The sequence below is a fragment of the Belliella pelovolcani genome, from assembly GCF_900156785.1.
Taxonomy (GTDB): Bacteria; Bacteroidota; Bacteroidia; order Cytophagales; family Cyclobacteriaceae; genus Belliella; species Belliella pelovolcani.
This window is the reverse complement of sequence record NZ_FTOP01000001.1, coordinates 424299-441006: the sequence shown is the minus strand read 5'-3', so window position 1 is coordinate 441006 and position 16708 is coordinate 424299. Positions and strand designations below refer to the sequence as shown.

Genomic DNA, 16708 nt, shown 5'->3' with positions numbered 1-16708 from the left:
AAATTCGATCCCAACTTTATTTGGTTGGGATATTTTTTGGCTAGAATTTTCCAAATAATTTAAAACTTCGATGTTATTTCTACTTGCTTTTGACACGAGTCTGCCACTTACAAATCCAGTATTGAAGTTTCTTCTAATACTAATTATCATTTTGTTTGCCCCAATTATTCTCAATAAGATCAAGATACCACATTTGTTGGGATTGATTATTGCGGGGGCTGTCATTGGTCCAAATGGGTTTAATCTGATGCAAAGAGATAGTAGCATCATACTTTCAGGCACCGCGGGACTGCTATACATTATGTTTTTAGCAGGTTTAGAGATAGACTTAGCTGATTTTAAGAAAAACAGTAAGAAGAGTATTGTCTTTGGATTATATACATTTATTATTCCTATGTTACTAGGTACACTTTCAGGTTTGTATATCCTGAATTTTTCAATTTACACTTCTATACTGCTTGCAAGTATGTTTGCTTCTCATACACTTATTGCTTATCCCTTGATCAGTAAATTAGGAGTTGCAAAAAACAAAGCGGTTAATATCACAGTCGGGGGGACAATGATTACAGATACACTTGCCTTATTGGTGCTGGCTGTAATAGTAGGAATGACCACAGGAGAAGTAAATACTGAGTTCTGGGTCAAGCTTTCTTTGTCAATCACAGTATTTGCTTTAGTTGTCATGTTGCTTTTTCCAATGATTGGGCGTTGGTTTTTCAAAAGATACGATGACAATGTGTCTCAGTATATATTTGTATTGGTAATGGTTTTTCTAGGGGCTGTGCTCGCAGAAATTGCAGGTATTGAGGCTATTATTGGTGCTTTCCTAGCTGGCTTGGCATTGAACCGCTTGATTCCTCATACTTCGCCTTTGATGAATAGGATAGAGTTCGTCGGCAATGCGATTTTTATTCCCTTTTTCTTGATTGGTGTAGGGATGCTAATTGATTATAGAGCTTTTTTCAAAGACTTAGAAACGATCAAGGTTGCTTCAGTAATGATTATAGTAGCGACATTAGCCAAATTTTTAGCAGCTTGGTTAACTCAGAAAACCTACAATTTCACATTAGATCAAAGACGTTTGATTTTTGGATTGAGTAATGCACAAGCAGCAGCAACTTTAGCAGCTGTATTGGTTGGTTATAATATTGTGTTAGGTGAAAGCGCCTCAGGCCAACCTATAAGATTGCTCAGCGAAAGTATCTTAAATGGAACAATTTTGATGATCTTATTTACTTGTACTATTGCTTCTTTTGTAGCTCAAAAAGGAGCTAAGAATATCGCCTTGTCGGAAGCCACAGAGAATGAAATAGATGATCAAGATAGTCAAGAAAAAATATTGATCCCCATCAGTAATATTGAGACTACAGATGAACTTGTAAATCTTGGCGTTACAATCAAATCAAAAATAAACAATAGTGGTCTTTATGGACTAAGTATTATTGACAACAATTCAACGGATGGAACTGCTGACAAAAATGCTAAAAAAATACTTAATCAAGCCGCCGTTACCGCATCAGCTACAGATAATCACCTCAATCAGCTGCTTCGTTATGATTTAAACATTGTAAATGGAATTACGAGTGTTGTAAAAGAACACAAAATCACAGACCTTATTCTAGGATTACATGTAAAAAAGGGAATATCAGACTCTTTCCTAGGACATCTTACAGAAGGCATTTTGACGAAATGCAATACCACTACATTAATATATAAACCTGCTCAGCCTTTTGGTACCATTAAAAGGCATATCATTATAGTTCCAAAGCATGCCGAAAGGGAAATAGGATTTCCATTTTGGATCATCAAAGTATGGAATATTGCTAGAAACTCTGGTGCAAAACTGGTTTTTTATGCTACTGGTGAAAGCTTAGCTATGATTAAAGAAATTCAAGCCAAACATCCTATAGAAGCTGAAATGCACGACTTTGATGAATGGGATGACTTTTTAATTTTGTCAAGAGATTTTCATAAAAATGATAACCTAATCATTGTGATGAGCAGAAAGGATAAGGCTTCCTACCACAATAACATGAATAAAATCCCTCTGTATCTTAATAAATACTTTAAAGAAACCAGCTACATTCTTATTTTTCCTATGCAGGCTGGTGTCACTGATGATTCTTCTATTGATTTGAAAAACCCAACTTTTATAGAGCCGCTTGAAAAGTTGGATGAGATAGGAAAAACACTTGTAAGATTATTTAAAAGAAAGTAAATATTGAAAAGCTCTGTGTACTAGTAAGTAGTTTTGTTCACCTAGCCAGTAATTTGACCTCTTCGTAGCGAAAGCAAGAAGTTAGGTGGTCATTTACCAATCCTGTGGCTTGCATATGGGCATAGATTGTAGTACTGCCGAGAAATTTAAACCCACGCTTTTTGAGGTCCTTGGCCAAACGATCAGATTCAGGCGTGGTTGCAGGTACCATTTCCATACTTTTTGCAGCACGATCAATCACTTTGCCATTGACAAAGTCCCAGATATAATGGCTAAAACTCCCAAATTCACTCTGAACTTCCATAAATCGGCGCGCATTATTCACTGCTGAGCGAATCTTAAGTTCATTGCGGATGATGCCAGGGTTGCTGAGCAATTCTTGAATATAACCTTCTGGCAAGTCTGCAACTACTTTATAGTCAAAATCAGCAAATGCTTCTTTGTAACCTGTTCGCTTTTTCAAAATAGTGGACCAGCTTAAACCTGCCTGCGCACTCTCTAATATCAAAAACTCAAAATGAACACGATCATCATAGACAGGTACACCCCACTCCTTGTCATGATAGGCTATATATTCCTCAAAGCCCATGCACCATGGACATCTATATTTGTTGGGGTCTTGAGGGAGGATGGGCATATCTATCAGTTCAAGTACCAAATACTAGCATTGAGCAATGTCGCGAAGCTAACCCATAAAAAGTAAGGGATAAATAAATAAGCAGCCAAATTGCTGATGGGTTTAAATACCTTGATACATGCCAAAATAGAAACCCAAAGTGGAATGATAACTATCAATCCTAAGAGCGGGGACTCTAATCCAAAGAATGCTGGAGACCATAGTGTGTTCAACACCATCTGAATTCCAAACAGCCACATCGCTTTTTTCTTGAAAGGGTGATTGGATTTCCATATCAAATAAAGTGAAATTCCAATCATAATATACAAGGACGTCCATACAGGCCCAAAGATCCAAGAAGGAGGATTGAAGCTAGGCTTATTGATCGTCTGATACCAGCTTCCTACAGAGGACACTGTGACCAATGCCCCCAATACCCCAGAAACTTGTGGGATTAAGATTGCAATGACGAGTTTTTGCCAGTTTTTCATATTAGACCATTTCCAGTAAGGTCATGAAGATCGCTAATTTTTTTGGGAATTTCTTTTGTACCACTGCATTATGCTGATCAAAATATTGATGCTGATAAGCCATCACCTGCTCCATGTTTTTGGCAAAGTATTGTACAGAGTAATTCACCCCACCATCTTCTGAGTCGTGCATGATTCTAAAAAGCTTATTTTCTACGAATTTATCTGTGGCTAGTACTTCTGGAATATGGGTTTCTTTCATCCAAGTGACCCAGTCTTGTTCCACATCCTTTTCTACATTGACAGTTATATTATATAGTATCATCCGTTTTAATCTTTATTTTTACGGCACAAATTTACCAACATTTATTGGTTTGACCTGTTTATTCCTGCATAATCCTCCCAAGAGCAAGTACAGATTCTCAGCATCACATGAAAAACAATACACTTTCAGATAGATTGACTGCTATCTTCAGCAATAAAGTTTTACTTTTTAAGATTGCCATTACCATTTTTCATTTGGTAGGAGTGATGGGAATGAGTCTACCAGTGTTGAGACCTTACTTTCAACTTCTGACTCCTTTTCATTTGCTTTTGAGTACCATACTTTTATTAGTATTTCACAAAGAATGGAATAAGGCCTTTATTGGCTTTATGATCATCTCCTTCACAATTGGGTATGGCTCGGAAGTAATGGGCGTACATACAGGGTTTCCGTTTGGAAACTATAGTTACGGTCCTGTCTTAGGTTTCCAAATGCTTGAAGTGCCTTTGTTAATAGGAGTGAATTGGCTTTTGTTGGTCTACTTGACAGGAGGTGTATTGCACGGTAAAATACACAATAACTTTCTGGCGGCTGCCATCGCGTCACTGATGATGGTTGTGTTGGATTATTTGATAGAGCCAGTAGCTGTGAAGCTAGATTTTTGGACTTGGGAAAATGATGTCATCCCACTAAGTAATTTTATCGGATGGTTTGGTGTTGCTTTTCTTATTCACCTGATCTATAGAAAATTGAGTTTTGAAAAGCAAAATCCACTGTCTCTATATCTTTTGATCAATCTCACGATATTCTTTATCTTGCTGAATATTTTGTTGTAAAAAACAAGCTTAAACAAAACACCCCCTAACTAGTTACCCCTATGATGAATGCGATCTTATTTACTATACTGGGTTTTGCTGTAATGGAATTTTCCGGTTGGTTTATTCACAAATACATCATGCATGGACCTTTGTGGAATATTCATAAGACACATCATCAGCCTTCAAAGTCCTATTTTGAACTCAATGACTTGTTTTCTTTGCTTTTTGGAAGCATCGCTATCATATTGATAATACTTGGACTATCAGAACTTGATTATAGGTTTTGGATGGGGACTGGAATTAGTTTATACGGAATCAGCTATTTCTTTTTGCATGATGTATTGATTCATCGCAGATTGAAATGGTTTGATAAACCTAAGAATTCTTTTCTTAGGGGGATTTTCAAAGCCCATCAGGCGCATCATGCTACCAATAAAAAAAATGATGCTGTGTCCTTTGGGTTGTTTATAGTACCAAAAAAATATTTTAAATAAGATGAACGTAAGTACCTATTCTATCAAGGATCTTGAACAGCTTTCTGGCATCAAGGCACATACGCTTCGTATTTGGGAGCAACGCTACAGCTTGCTTTCTCCCAAGCGGACGGATACGAATATCAGGTATTACGATGATGATGATTTGAAGCTGATCCTGAATGTAGCCCTACTCAATGACAATGGCTATAAAATCAGTAAGATTGCTAAAATGGATATTGCTGAAATTCGTGAAGAGGTAGTAAAACTTACAGAGCGAACACTTACCCACGATGATCAGATTCATGCGCTTACTATTTCTATGATCGAAATGGAAGAGGAGCGATTTGATAAAGTGCTTTCTACAAACATCCTAAAAATTGGCTTTGAACAGACGATGTTAAACATTGTCTATCCATTCATGTCCAAGATAGGTGTACTATGGCAGACCGGGGCGATCAACCCTGCACAAGAACACTTCATCAGTAACTTGGTTAGACAAAAGCTTATCGTTGCCATAGATGGTCAAGTTTATAAAGGTGGAGGCAAAAAGTTTTTACTATTCTTGCCTGAAGGTGAACTACATGAAATCTCTTTGTTGTTTGCTGCCTATTTGATCAAGTTGAAAGGACATAAAGTAATCTATTTGGGTCAAAGTACGCCAAGGGCTGATTTGGAATTGGTGTATAAGATGCACAAGCCGGATTACCTGATGACTGTAATCACTACAGCACCTAGTGCTGAGCAGGTACAAGAGTATATTGATAACCTTGCCTCTATGTATCAAGAGTCTGAAATAATCTTGTCAGGCTACCAGATCATCGGTCAAGACTTGAGATTCCCGAAAAATGTCAAAACCATGAATTACATCCGAGAGATCAAAGAGTATATAGAAGAGATGGAATTGATATCTCAAGAAAAATAATTAAACATTAACAAAAAAAGTTAAACAGACCTTCAGGTCTGTTTTTTTATTAAAAAGCATGTATATACACTTAAAAAGGCGATTTTGAGGAGTATATTAATTCTATGTTATGAGTACTAGGCTTTTTGTTTAACAAAAAATAAAAAATATTCCACAAAATGTTTTGGAGTTTGTTTAATCATTTATATATTTGATTCAACAAAAACAAAAAGCCATGACAACTCTAGAATTCAGTTACTCACTAAACAAGCTCTCTAGCTCTTTGAAGCCATTTGCTTTGAAATTGACCAGAGATATGGATGATGCAAACGACTTGATGCAAGACACGATGGTGAAGGCCTTCACAAACAGAGACAAATTTACTGAGGGTACTAACTTGAAGGCTTGGTTGTATACGATTATGAAAAACACCTTCATTACCAATTATCAAAGAATGGTAAGAAGGGGTACTTTTGTTGATACTACTGATAACTTACACTACATCAATTCAGGTGATGTTCTGGTTGAAAATGGAGCCTATGGAGATTTTGCAATGGACGATATCTATGAAGCCATCGAAAACCTAGATGATGTCTACAAAACTCCTTTTATGATGCATTACCGTGGTTTTAAATATCACGAAATAGCCGAAAAACTTGAGATTCCAATCGGAACAGTAAAAAATAGAATACATATTGCCAGAAAGATTTTAAAAGACGATCTTCACGTGTACAGACACAAAAATTAAGCATATGTCAATAAAAAATGTAGTGGTCATAGGGTCTGGTTTTGCTGGACTCTCAGCCGCCACACACCTTGCAAATCAAGGTTATAATGTATCACTCCTTGAGAAAAACAGTACCCCCGGTGGTAGAGCCAGAAAGTTCGAAGCCGAGGGTTTTGTTTTTGATATGGGTCCTAGTTGGTATTGGATGCCAGATGTTTTTGAAACTTATTTTGGACATTTTGGCAAGAAGCCCTCGGACTACTACGATCTCATCAGGTTGGATCCTTCTTACACGGTAGTATTTGGTGACAATGATTTTATGGATATTCCTGCGAATCTTGCTGCATTCAGATCCCTGTTAGAGACAATAGAACCAGGAGTTGGCCCTAAACTAGATGAGTTTTTGAAGCAGGCAGCTTATAAATATGAAGTTGGAATAAAAGATTTGGTATATAGACCAAGTCGCTCAATTTTTGAATTCACAAGTCCTGGTCTTTTATTAGACATGATTAGAATGGATATTTTCCAATCCATGTCCAAGCATGTCCGCAAGTTTTTCAAGGAAGACAAAATCATCCGCCTTATGGAGTTCCCAGTTTTGTTCTTAGGGGAAACAGCACAAAATATACCTGCACTTTACTCCTTGATGAATTATGCTGATATCGCATTAGGAACTTGGTATCCGGATGGCGGTATGCACAAGATCATAGAAGGTATGGTGAAGCTGGCTGAGGAAAAAGGTGTGAAATTCCATTATGATGCTGAGGTGACTTCCATAGGCATTCAAAATGGCATTGCAAAGGCTGTATTTACCAAAGATGGAAGAAAGTTTGACGCAGATGTGGTCGTGGCTGGTGCTGATTATAATCATATCGATCAAAAAGTATTAGAGCCTGCTTACAGAAACTACGATGAAAAATATTGGGATAAACGTGTGATGGCTCCGGGTAGCTTGCTTTTCTACCTAGGGGTAAATAAAAAGCTTGATAACCTTCGTCATCATAATCTTTTTTTTGATGAACCTCTAGGGCCTCATGCGGATGCCATCTATACCAATCCAAGATGGCCTGAGAAACCATTGTTTTATGCTTCAGTTCCTTCAAAGACCGATCCTACTGTAGCTCCTGAGGGAATGGAAAACCTTTTTCTACTAGTTCCTTTAGCTCCAGATTTGGAAGATACTGAAGAGATGAGAGAGAAATATTATAATATTATCATGGACCGACTTGAGCGGCTCACAGGACAAGAAGTAAGAAGCCATGTGGTATATAAGCGATCCTATGCCCACAAAGATTTCAAGTCTGATTATCATGCATTTAAAGGAAATGCATATGGTCTTGCGAATACTTTGTTACAAACTGCTATATTGAAGCCTTCATTGAAAAACAAGAAAGTTAAGAACCTCTATTACACAGGTCAACTGACAGTACCAGGTCCAGGCGTTCCACCTTCCTTGATCTCTGGACATGTTGTGGCCAAAGAGGTGATGAAAGAAAACAATTTGTAAATAAAATGGTATATTATCCATGATGGATGCAAAAGCGCTTTTTGACCAAACCACCTTCGAGTGTAGTCGGCTGATTACACAACGGTACAGCACAAGCTTTACTTTGGGTATCAAAACACTCGATAAGAAGTACCATATGCCTATATATGCTATTTATGGGTTTGTCAGATATGCAGACGAAATTGTAGATACATTTCACGATCAGGACAAAAAATCCTTGTTGGAATTATTCAAGCAGGATACTTACAAAGCGATCAGTGAAAAAATTAGTCTCAATCCAGTGCTGCATGCATTTCAAATAATTGTCAACCAGTATAATATTGATAGGGATTTGATTGAAGCATTTCTCCATAGCATGGAAATGGATTTGGACTTCAAAACTTACAATGATTCCAAGTACCACGAATATATCTATGGTTCTGCTGAGGTTGTTGGTCTGATGTGTTTGAAAGTATTCTGCGAAGGGGACGAAGCAAAATATCAGAGGTTAAAAGATCCAGCCTGTAAGTTGGGCGCAGCATTTCAAAAGGTAAACTTCCTGAGAGATATCAAGAGTGATTATGAAGAGCGAGGGAGAGTCTATTTTCCAGGTGTGGACTTCATGACTTTTGATAAGTCTGCCAAAGAGATGATCGAAGAGGATATACAAAAAGATTTTGATGAAGCTTTGATTGGAATCAATCAGCTCCCATCTGGTGCAAAAATGGGTGTAAAAGTAGCTTATCTCTATTATCAAAAGCTCTTCGATAAAATCAAAGCTTTGCCTCCTGAAACCATCACACAACAAAGAATCAGAATTCCAAATGCTAGAAAACTTTCACTATTGCTCGGCACTTACTTCGGTATGAAGCTTGGTTGGGCTTAAGGGAGTTTTTTTCTTTCTTATAGAATTATCAATAAAGATCGAATTAATTAACAGAACACTGATATAATCCATCGAAACATTTGAACAAGCTTTAAGTTAATAGCCTATGATGAATCTTCAAGTACATATAGATCAACACTCAGGTTTTTGTTTTGGAGTGGTGTATGCTATTGAAATGGCAGAAGAAATCCTCGATGAGCAGGGTTATCTGTATTGTCTTGGAGATATCGTTCACAATGACGAAGAGGTAAATAGGCTAACAGCCAAAGGTCTCAAAATCATCAATCATGATGAATTACATGACTTGGTCAATGAAAAAGTTTTGATTAGAGCTCACGGTGAGCCACCGTCTACCTACGAACTATCTATCAAAAATAACTTAACGCTTATAGACGCCAGTTGCCCTGTCGTATTGAAACTTCAGAATAGGATCAAGAATTCTTTCGATAAAGAAGAAACTATTTATATCTACGGGAAGCACGGTCATGCCGAGGTAGTAGGCTTACTGGGACAAACCAACAACAAAGCGGTAGTTTTTCAGGATATTTCAGAATTAGACATTGAGTCTCTGCCAAAAAATTTGACACTTTACAGTCAGACTACGAAAAGCACTGATAAGTTCTACGAAATCAATGAAATACTGAAAGACAATGGCATCACAGTCAATACCAATGACACCATTTGTCGCCAAGTTTCGAATAGGGACAAAGAACTGAGAGCTTTTGCCGAGAAGTTTGATAAAATCGTCTTCGTCAGTGGAACCAAGTCTTCCAATGGGAAGGTGCTTTATAATGTATGTAAAGAAAAGAATCCTAACACTTACTTTGTTTCCAATCAAGATCAAGTATGTCCAACTTGGTTTTCGCCTAATGACACGGTTGGTATCTGCGGCGCCACTTCTACACCCATGTGGCTGATGGAGCAAGTAAAAGCAAAATTGGATACTTTCTAACCAAGATTCTGCTTACCTTTATTTGTGCCTAAATTCATCAATCATACATCTGATATAGATCCCAAGGGAATTATCATCGCCTCTTTAATCATCATTTTGTGGGCTATTTCCCTAGTCATATTGCTTTTTTTTGAATTGAACTGGACGAATCCGCTCACCTATTTGGGTATTTTGATTCAGACCCATTTGTACACGGGGCTTTTTATCACTGCCCATGATGCGATGCATGGCTTGGTATCAAGGAATAAGAGAGTCAATCATGCATTTGGTTGGTTAAGTGCCATATTATTTTCTTATAACTTTTATTGGAAGCTTTTTCCGAAGCATCACGAACATCACCGATACGTCGCTACTGACAAAGACCCAGATTACCATGCTTCTGGAAATTTCTTCATTTGGTATTTGAGCTTTATCAGGCAATACGTTACCATATGGCAAATTTTGCTTATGGCTGTGACGTTCAATATCCTCAAACTTTTTCTTCCCACTGAAAACCTAATTGTATTTTGGATGCTACCGGCGATTTTGGCCACCTTGCAGCTATTTTATTTTGGAACATACAGACCACACATGGGTGAATCTGACAATGTGCATCATTCGCATACGCAAGAAAAGAATCATTTATGGGCTTTTGTGACCTGTTATTTTTTCGGATATCACTTCGAGCATCATGATTCTCCAGGCACTCCATGGTGGAGATTGTGGCAAGTCAAAGAGGAGAATCTCCAACTCACAGAAAAAAACCAGTAATTTTCTAAACTTTTATAAGTTGAAATAGATTAGGTATCTGTTAATCTCAGCCTATGAAACTTATATACTCGATTATCTGCTTTTTATTTATTTCTTCAAACTTATACGGACAAGGTGGAATCATCCAAGGTACAGTCAAAAATCCTGTAAATAATGAACCTGTTCCATTTGCTAATATTGTCATAACAGGCACTGAAATCGGCACTGTCTCAGATGAAAATGGTAAATATAGGATTGAAGGAATTAATCCTGGATTATATAATGTCAGGGCTAGCTTCGTAGGCTTCAAGTCCAAAACTATTTTCGAAGTCCAAGTAACGCGTGCACGTGCCGTCCAGTTGGATTTTGAATTAGAAGAAGAAGCCTCGGACTTGAATGAAGTAGTGGTCAGTTCGGAGTTTTCCAGGTCAGATGAAACCCCACTTTCTGTCCGAAGATTGAATGCCAACGAAATAGAAAGATACCCTGGAGGCAATAGAGATATCAGCAGGGTAATTCAATCCCTTCCAGGAGTAGCGAGTACTGCTAGCTTCAGAAATGATATCATCATTAGAGGTGGAGCTCCAAATGAAAACAAATTCTTCATAGACGAAATTGAAGTTCCTGTGATCAATCACTTTGCTACTCAGGGTTCTTCTGGCGGCCCTGTAGGCATCCTCAATGTAAACCTTATCAAAAATGTAGAGGTAGTTACTGGTGGATTTCCAGCCAACCGAATGAATGCACTCAGTTCATTTTTTGAATTTGAGCTCAAAGAGGGCCGAAGAGATAAAATGTTTACCCAACTAACAGTAGGAGCAAGCGAACTTACGCTTTCTAATGAAGGGCCTTTAGGCGAAAAAACCACATACCTTGTATCTGCTCGAAGGTCTTACTTACAAGGGTTGTTCAGGCTTTTGGGTTTGCCATTTTTACCTACATTCAATGACTTTCAATTCAAAACAACTACAAAATTTAATGACAAGACAGAGTTGACCTTGATTGGTGTCGGTGCCATTGATCAATTTGCCTTGAACTTCGATGTTCCAAATAATGAAACAGAAGAAGAAAGAGAGGAGCGCCTTTTTAGACTAGACAATTTGCCGATTTCATCTCAATGGAATTATGCTACTGGAGCTAAACTGAAAAGATACAGACAAAACGGCTTTTGGACTTTTATTCTCAGTAGGAATATGCTTAACAATGAAGCCTACAAATATCTCAATAACGACGAAAGTGATGCGGCAAACTTACTCTTTGACTACACTTCTCAGGAAAGTGAAAACAAGTTTAGAGCAGAGAACAGCATTTTCGGTAAAGGTTATAGCTTGAAATATGGCGTCAATTACGAATTTGCTAGATACCTGATCAATAATTTTGACAGGGCTTCACTTTCGCAGGATGGGGGCATCATCAATATTAACAATACAGCTTTTTTTAATAGCTATGGAGCTTTTGTTTCGGGAACTAAAACCTTTAAGGATGAGAGGCTCTTACTTTCTGGTGGGGTGAGAATGGATGGAAGTGATTTTGGACTCACAGCTCAAAACCCCCTGAATCAGATCAGTCCTAGACTTTCTGTTTCTTATCAATTTAAACCCAATCTATTTTGGACAGCCAATGGAGGGATTTATTACCAAAAACCACCTTACACAGCTCTTGGGTTTAGAAATAATGAGGGAGAATTGGTCAATCAGCTAAATGATATCAGATTCATCAGGTCAAGTCAACTGATCACTGGAATCGAAAGAGTTTTACCCGAGAAAAACAGGAGATTTACAATTGAAGCATTTTACAAGCACTACAATAACTATCCAACCTCCATCAGAAATGGCATTGCCCTGGCAAATTTAGGAGCTGATTTTGGAGTGATAGGCAATGAACCAGTAGCTTCCAATGCTGAAGGAAGAGCTTATGGAATAGAGTTTCTAGCTCAGCAGCGTCTATTCAATAATTTTTATGGCATTGCAGCAGTGACCTTGGTGAGAAGTGAATTTACCAATCCAAATACAGACGGCTTCATTCCTTCTTCTTGGGACAATAGATTCATAGTGACCATGACTGCAGGTAAAAGATTCGGAAAGAACTGGGAAATAGGAGGAAGATGGAGGTTCTTAGGCGGTGCGCCGTATACGCCATTCGACATACAGGCCTCTACATTGAGAAGCAATTGGGACTTGAGAGGAGGAGGAATATTGGATTTTAATAATATCAATGGTCAACGCTTAGATTCTTTTCATCAGCTGGATTTGAGAATTGACAAAAAGTATTTCTTCGACAAGTGGAATCTCAACTGGTACTTTGATGTACAAAACGCATACAATTTCAAAGCACAACAACCAGATGAATTGATTCCCAACAGGAATCCAGAGGGTGGCATCAATGTTGACCCCAATGATACCAATAGGTACTTGATTAGATCGGTCAGAAGCACAGCTGGAACTGTATTGCCCACCATTGGAATTATCATTGAATTTTAATGCTTGTATGAATAAGCTGAAGCCGTAACTTTGCTGCCGATGAAATATATATCGGCAGTTTTTTTATGGCTTTTTTGCTTTTCTCTTTTTGCTCAAGAGCTTGATTCAATTGATACAGGTAATCACAAGTCAAGGATTATTGAGAAACTTTTTGATTTTGCAGACAATACAGTTGACCTTATCTCTGGTGAAAAATGGTCTTTTATTCCCGCAGTGGTATATTCCCCTGAGACTAGCTTAGGCTTGGGAGCTAGAGCTATTAGAATTTTTAGACATAAAGGAGACTTAGACCCACTACTTCGGCCATCTTCATTGCCAATTACATTTTTGTATACGTTGAACAACCAAGCCATTTTCACAACAGAGCTGGAGCTTTGGTCTAATCAAAATAAGGAATATCTAAATGCTCGATTGGAACTGACTGATTATCCATTCAAATTTTATGGAATAGGGAATGATCTGGACGTAGCTAATGAAGAATTTTATGCTACACGATATATTTATTTCCATATAAATTATGAGCGGCAATTAGTAAAGGGTCTCTATTTGGGACCAAGGTATGAATTCCGATCAGATGACATTTACAAAAAGGAAGAGGGAGGTATACTCGACAATAATCTCGTAGCAGGAGCCAATGGACAGAGACTTTCTGGTTTGGGGTTGGTTTTGAATTATGATACAAGAGACAATATATTTCAACCAAAAAAAGGTTGGAATAATAGCTTTTCTTGGATGAGCTTTCAATCTGCAATTGGTAGCAATTTTACTTTTGACCAATATGCAATAGACATTAGAAGATATATCAGCACCTACAATAATCAAGTTTTAGCGATACAAAGCTATTTGAGTTTTACCACAGGAAATCCTCCGTTTCAGCACATTTCTCTGATTGGAGGGAGTGATTTGATGCGTGGGTATTTTGAGGGAAGATATAGGGACAATCACGCGATCGTTCAACAGCTGGAATACAGACTTCCTGTCTATCGCAATTTTGGATTGGTGTTTTTCGGAAGTGCGGGCCAGGTAGCAGATCGTGTCAGTGATTTTGGTTGGGACCGCACCCGGTTTGGAGGGGGGATTGGGTTCCGTTACCGACTAAATCCAGATGGACTGAACATCAGAATTGATATTGCCTATGGAGATCAGCGTGCTTTTTATTTTGGTTTGAATGAAGTGCTCTAAGTATTATTTGATGATATAAGAGATACCAAATCTAGCCATGAAATGCTGCCTATCATCACCTGGTACAAAATATTGGTTAGGGTCATTCTCTAGTGTCCATTTGTAATTCCATGTATTGACATATTGGACACTTCCAGATAGGAGTAGATTTCCAACTTTCCAATCAGTAAATAGCCCAGGAACAAGATCAATATACTTTCTTCTCCAGTCTCGAGATCCTTCAAACATGTAATAGTAAAAATCATTGTTGTAGGCGATTCTTTCAAACTGGAAACCTATTCTATTGAAGTTTTTCACCCAAGCTACTTCCATCCAGTTGACATTAGCAGCCGGGCCATAGCCCATACCCAACACTTGGCCTTGATGCGTATAGCCATGCCTTACATGATCATGAATATACCAAGTTTCAAAGTTTTGGATACCTTCTCGAATCGTTTGACCTGTTTGGGTCATTTCTGCGCTAAGTTGGATGTATTGTTGAGGCTTCTTTAGTGTAAATAGATTACTAAATCCAAAAGTAAAACCTCTATTGCGCTCGGGGGTAATGATAAAATCATTGAATCTTCTAGAATTGCCATTGGTTCCATATTCTCCATAGAATTCAAAGTGGCCCTCTTGGCTTATCCAGCGAAAAAACCCCGAACTGAATTGCTGTCTTTGTTCTCTTTTGGGATTGAATACATTGGCATTTGCCTTTTCCCCATTGAAAATTGGCAGATAATCACTGAACCGATCCATATCTGCTCTGTACATATGGTTGGTTGAAGCATACCCGATAGAAAGACCAGGAACCCATTTTGGTTGATAGGTCAATATCATACCCGAAAGGTATCGATCACCATTTTCTCGCTTAGGTACATAGGCATGGCTCTGTTGCCATCTTAAGTCTTGATGTGGGATGGGGTAATCAGTACTGTAAAGGTGCCCTGCGATAACTTGACCTTCAAAATGACCCAAAGGAGTCTGAACAGGCTTTCTGGTATTAAATGTTAAGTGGGTAAAGCCTGGTGCATTATTGCTTAAAAGCAATGAAGATCTTCTACCAGGACCCCACCAAAGATTCTCTGTTGAAATACCAATTGAGAAGTCTCCAGGATTGAATCGTATGCTTGACTGGCCAGGTAGAAATCTTCTGTAAGGCCTATCTCCCATTCGCTCTGGTAGGTCTATCCTATTCATATGCTCAAAATGGACAAAAACAATCGCAGGATGTGTTAGAGGCATTCCAACAAACTCGAGGTTTTGTGCTACAATCAATTCAGGCTGAATCTGTACGCTGAATTTGCCATAGCTTGCAAAAAACCCCATCCTGTATAATGATTGCCAGCCCTTATTAGGCACCATGGCTCCGTCATTGATACCAAAACTAAGCTCGGAATTGTACTGGCTTTGGATAGACATAGGCATCATTAAAAAAGTGCCTTGATTCTTTTTTCCAAATTTTCGATTGACAACGGAATGATCATAATCTTGGAATGTACTATCAAGATCAAATGCCGAATAGCGTTCGAAAGCTTCAACCGGATAAAGCGGTCTGATAGCAAAAGAGCTTGTGCCTGAGATTTCTCCAAGGAGCTGTTTTCTCCTCAAGTATTCATCTACTCCAGGAGTATTCAAAGGCATTGTTTGAGCAGAAAGTACTGATACTAGCCCAAAGTAGAAGAAAATTCCTATAAAAGCTGATTTAATTTTCTGCATAATTATCTTACCTCCATTGCACTTACCTCAATCTTTGAAACAGACCAACTTTCATCACAAAGAGGACTATTTGCATTCAATTGGAGCAACTCATCACCCATGGTTAATTTCACATCGTTACCGAAATGTGGGATTATTTTTGTGACCCTATACTTTGTTGTCCCAAGGTTATTGGGGCCTGTATTACATCTTCCCACATTGTAGGTTTGTATTGCGCCAGTCTTTGGGAAGTTCTGTCTAAAATATTCTTGTGGAAATGATTGCCGCAAACAAAAGCTACTTACGCAAACAGTATTTGAAAAAGTAGTTCGATAAACTTCTTCATCATCAATCTTGAAATACCAAAAGTCTGGCCCCGAAATACCATCATCTACATTACCGTCCCAACTGTCATGTGCTAATACATCTATTGTTATCCTAAGCGCATTGTGTGGCGGTAGTTCAAGCACTTTCACGGTAAGTTCTTCATTGTGATAAAACCCAGCTACTGTATCACCTTGAAACACGAACAACCTTGCATTGGTAAAATTCCTAAGATCTAGGGTGCTAAAATTATTAGAATAAACAAGTGTCTCGCTTAAAAGCTCGTCAACACAGGAACTTGAGGTAACTGTCAAAAAAATGTAAGTAATCAAAATAGTAATTAGTCTCCTGACCTGTAGCATTGCATTATTGTAATTTCTAAAGAAAAGTGAAATTCACTTTTTTTAATTATTGACCTACAAATAAACGAAATAAATCTGCAAAATGTCTTATTGTGAAAGTTTATTCCCTAGTCTAAGCCTTTGTTAAGACTCCAGATAA

At 38.0% G+C, this 16708-nt stretch carries 16 protein-coding genes; 11 read left to right on the top strand and 5 right to left on the bottom strand.

Features of this window, described 5'->3' with window-relative positions:
* The first annotated feature begins 70 nt into the window (after window positions 1-70).
* On the top strand, window positions 71-2218 hold the full coding sequence (locus BW935_RS02045; protein WP_076498069.1) for a cation:proton antiporter: 2148 nt from the start codon (window positions 71-73) through the stop codon (window positions 2216-2218).
* A 37-nt stretch (window positions 2219-2255) separates the two neighbouring features.
* Here BW935_RS02045 and BW935_RS02040 read toward each other — a convergent pair whose 3' ends face one another.
* The 3 genes from BW935_RS02040 to BW935_RS02030 are packed head-to-tail and all read right to left on the bottom strand — an operon-like array spanning window position 2256 to window position 3629.
* Window positions 2256-2855 (bottom strand): DNA-3-methyladenine glycosylase I, encoded by a 600-nt coding sequence (locus BW935_RS02040; RefSeq protein WP_076498067.1) that lies wholly within the window; start codon window positions 2853-2855, stop codon window positions 2256-2258.
* A gap of 5 nt (window positions 2856-2860) precedes the next feature.
* Entirely contained in the window at window positions 2861-3325 is a 465-nt protein-coding gene (locus tag BW935_RS02035) for a TspO/MBR family protein (RefSeq protein ID WP_076498065.1), read from the bottom strand.
* Window position 3326: 1 nt separating this feature from the next.
* Window positions 3327-3629, bottom strand: coding sequence for a DUF4286 family protein (locus tag BW935_RS02030; RefSeq protein ID WP_076498063.1), 303 nt, complete (start codon window positions 3627-3629; stop codon window positions 3327-3329).
* Window positions 3630-3736: 107 nt separating this feature from the next.
* Here BW935_RS02030 and BW935_RS02025 point away from each other — a divergent pair, with 107 nt between their 5' ends.
* The 10 genes from BW935_RS02025 (at window position 3737) to BW935_RS01980 (ending at window position 14206) form a co-directional block, all read left to right on the top strand.
* Window positions 3737-4405, top strand: coding sequence for a carotenoid biosynthesis protein (locus BW935_RS02025; RefSeq protein ID WP_076498061.1), 669 nt, complete (start codon window positions 3737-3739; stop codon window positions 4403-4405).
* A 41-nt stretch (window positions 4406-4446) separates the two neighbouring features.
* Window positions 4447-4881, top strand: coding sequence for a sterol desaturase family protein (locus tag BW935_RS02020; RefSeq protein WP_076498058.1), 435 nt, complete (start codon window positions 4447-4449; stop codon window positions 4879-4881).
* Window position 4882: 1 nt separating this feature from the next.
* The gene (locus BW935_RS02015; protein ID WP_076498057.1) at window positions 4883-5785 is read left to right on the top strand and encodes a MerR family transcriptional regulator; all 903 of its coding nucleotides are present in this window, start codon (window positions 4883-4885) and stop codon (window positions 5783-5785) included.
* Window positions 5786-5999: 214 nt separating this feature from the next.
* Entirely contained in the window at window positions 6000-6512 is a 513-nt protein-coding gene (locus BW935_RS02010; protein WP_076498167.1) for an RNA polymerase sigma factor, read from the top strand.
* Window positions 6513-6516: 4 nt separating this feature from the next.
* On the top strand, window positions 6517-7998 hold the full coding sequence (locus BW935_RS02005; protein WP_076498054.1) for a phytoene desaturase family protein: 1482 nt from the start codon (window positions 6517-6519) through the stop codon (window positions 7996-7998).
* Between the two features lie 22 nt (window positions 7999-8020).
* Window positions 8021-8863: a phytoene/squalene synthase family protein gene (locus BW935_RS02000; RefSeq protein ID WP_076498051.1), complete on the top strand. Its 843-nt coding sequence runs from the start codon at window positions 8021-8023 to the stop codon at window positions 8861-8863.
* Between the two features lie 106 nt (window positions 8864-8969).
* Window positions 8970-9815 (top strand): 4-hydroxy-3-methylbut-2-enyl diphosphate reductase, encoded by an 846-nt coding sequence (locus BW935_RS01995; RefSeq protein ID WP_175606623.1) that lies wholly within the window; start codon window positions 8970-8972, stop codon window positions 9813-9815.
* Window positions 9816-9839: 24 nt separating this feature from the next.
* Entirely contained in the window at window positions 9840-10565 is a 726-nt protein-coding gene (locus BW935_RS01990; protein ID WP_076498048.1) for a fatty acid desaturase, read from the top strand.
* A 53-nt stretch (window positions 10566-10618) separates the two neighbouring features.
* The gene (locus BW935_RS01985; RefSeq protein WP_076498045.1) at window positions 10619-13024 is read left to right on the top strand and encodes a TonB-dependent receptor; all 2406 of its coding nucleotides are present in this window, start codon (window positions 10619-10621) and stop codon (window positions 13022-13024) included.
* 39 nt (window positions 13025-13063) lie between these two features.
* Window positions 13064-14206, top strand: a complete 1143-nt coding sequence (locus tag BW935_RS01980; RefSeq protein ID WP_076498042.1) for a BamA/TamA family outer membrane protein — start codon at window positions 13064-13066, stop codon at window positions 14204-14206.
* Window positions 14207-14209: 3 nt separating this feature from the next.
* Here the strand turns inward: BW935_RS01980 and BW935_RS01975 are convergent, their stop codons facing one another.
* Window positions 14210-15904, bottom strand: coding sequence for a capsule assembly Wzi family protein (locus BW935_RS01975; RefSeq protein WP_076498039.1), 1695 nt, complete (start codon window positions 15902-15904; stop codon window positions 14210-14212).
* Window positions 15905-15906: 2 nt separating this feature from the next.
* A complete protein-coding gene (locus BW935_RS01970; RefSeq protein ID WP_076498037.1) occupies window positions 15907-16569 on the bottom strand; it encodes a hypothetical protein in 663 nt (220 codons plus the stop codon).
* Window positions 16570-16708 lie beyond the last annotated feature (139 nt).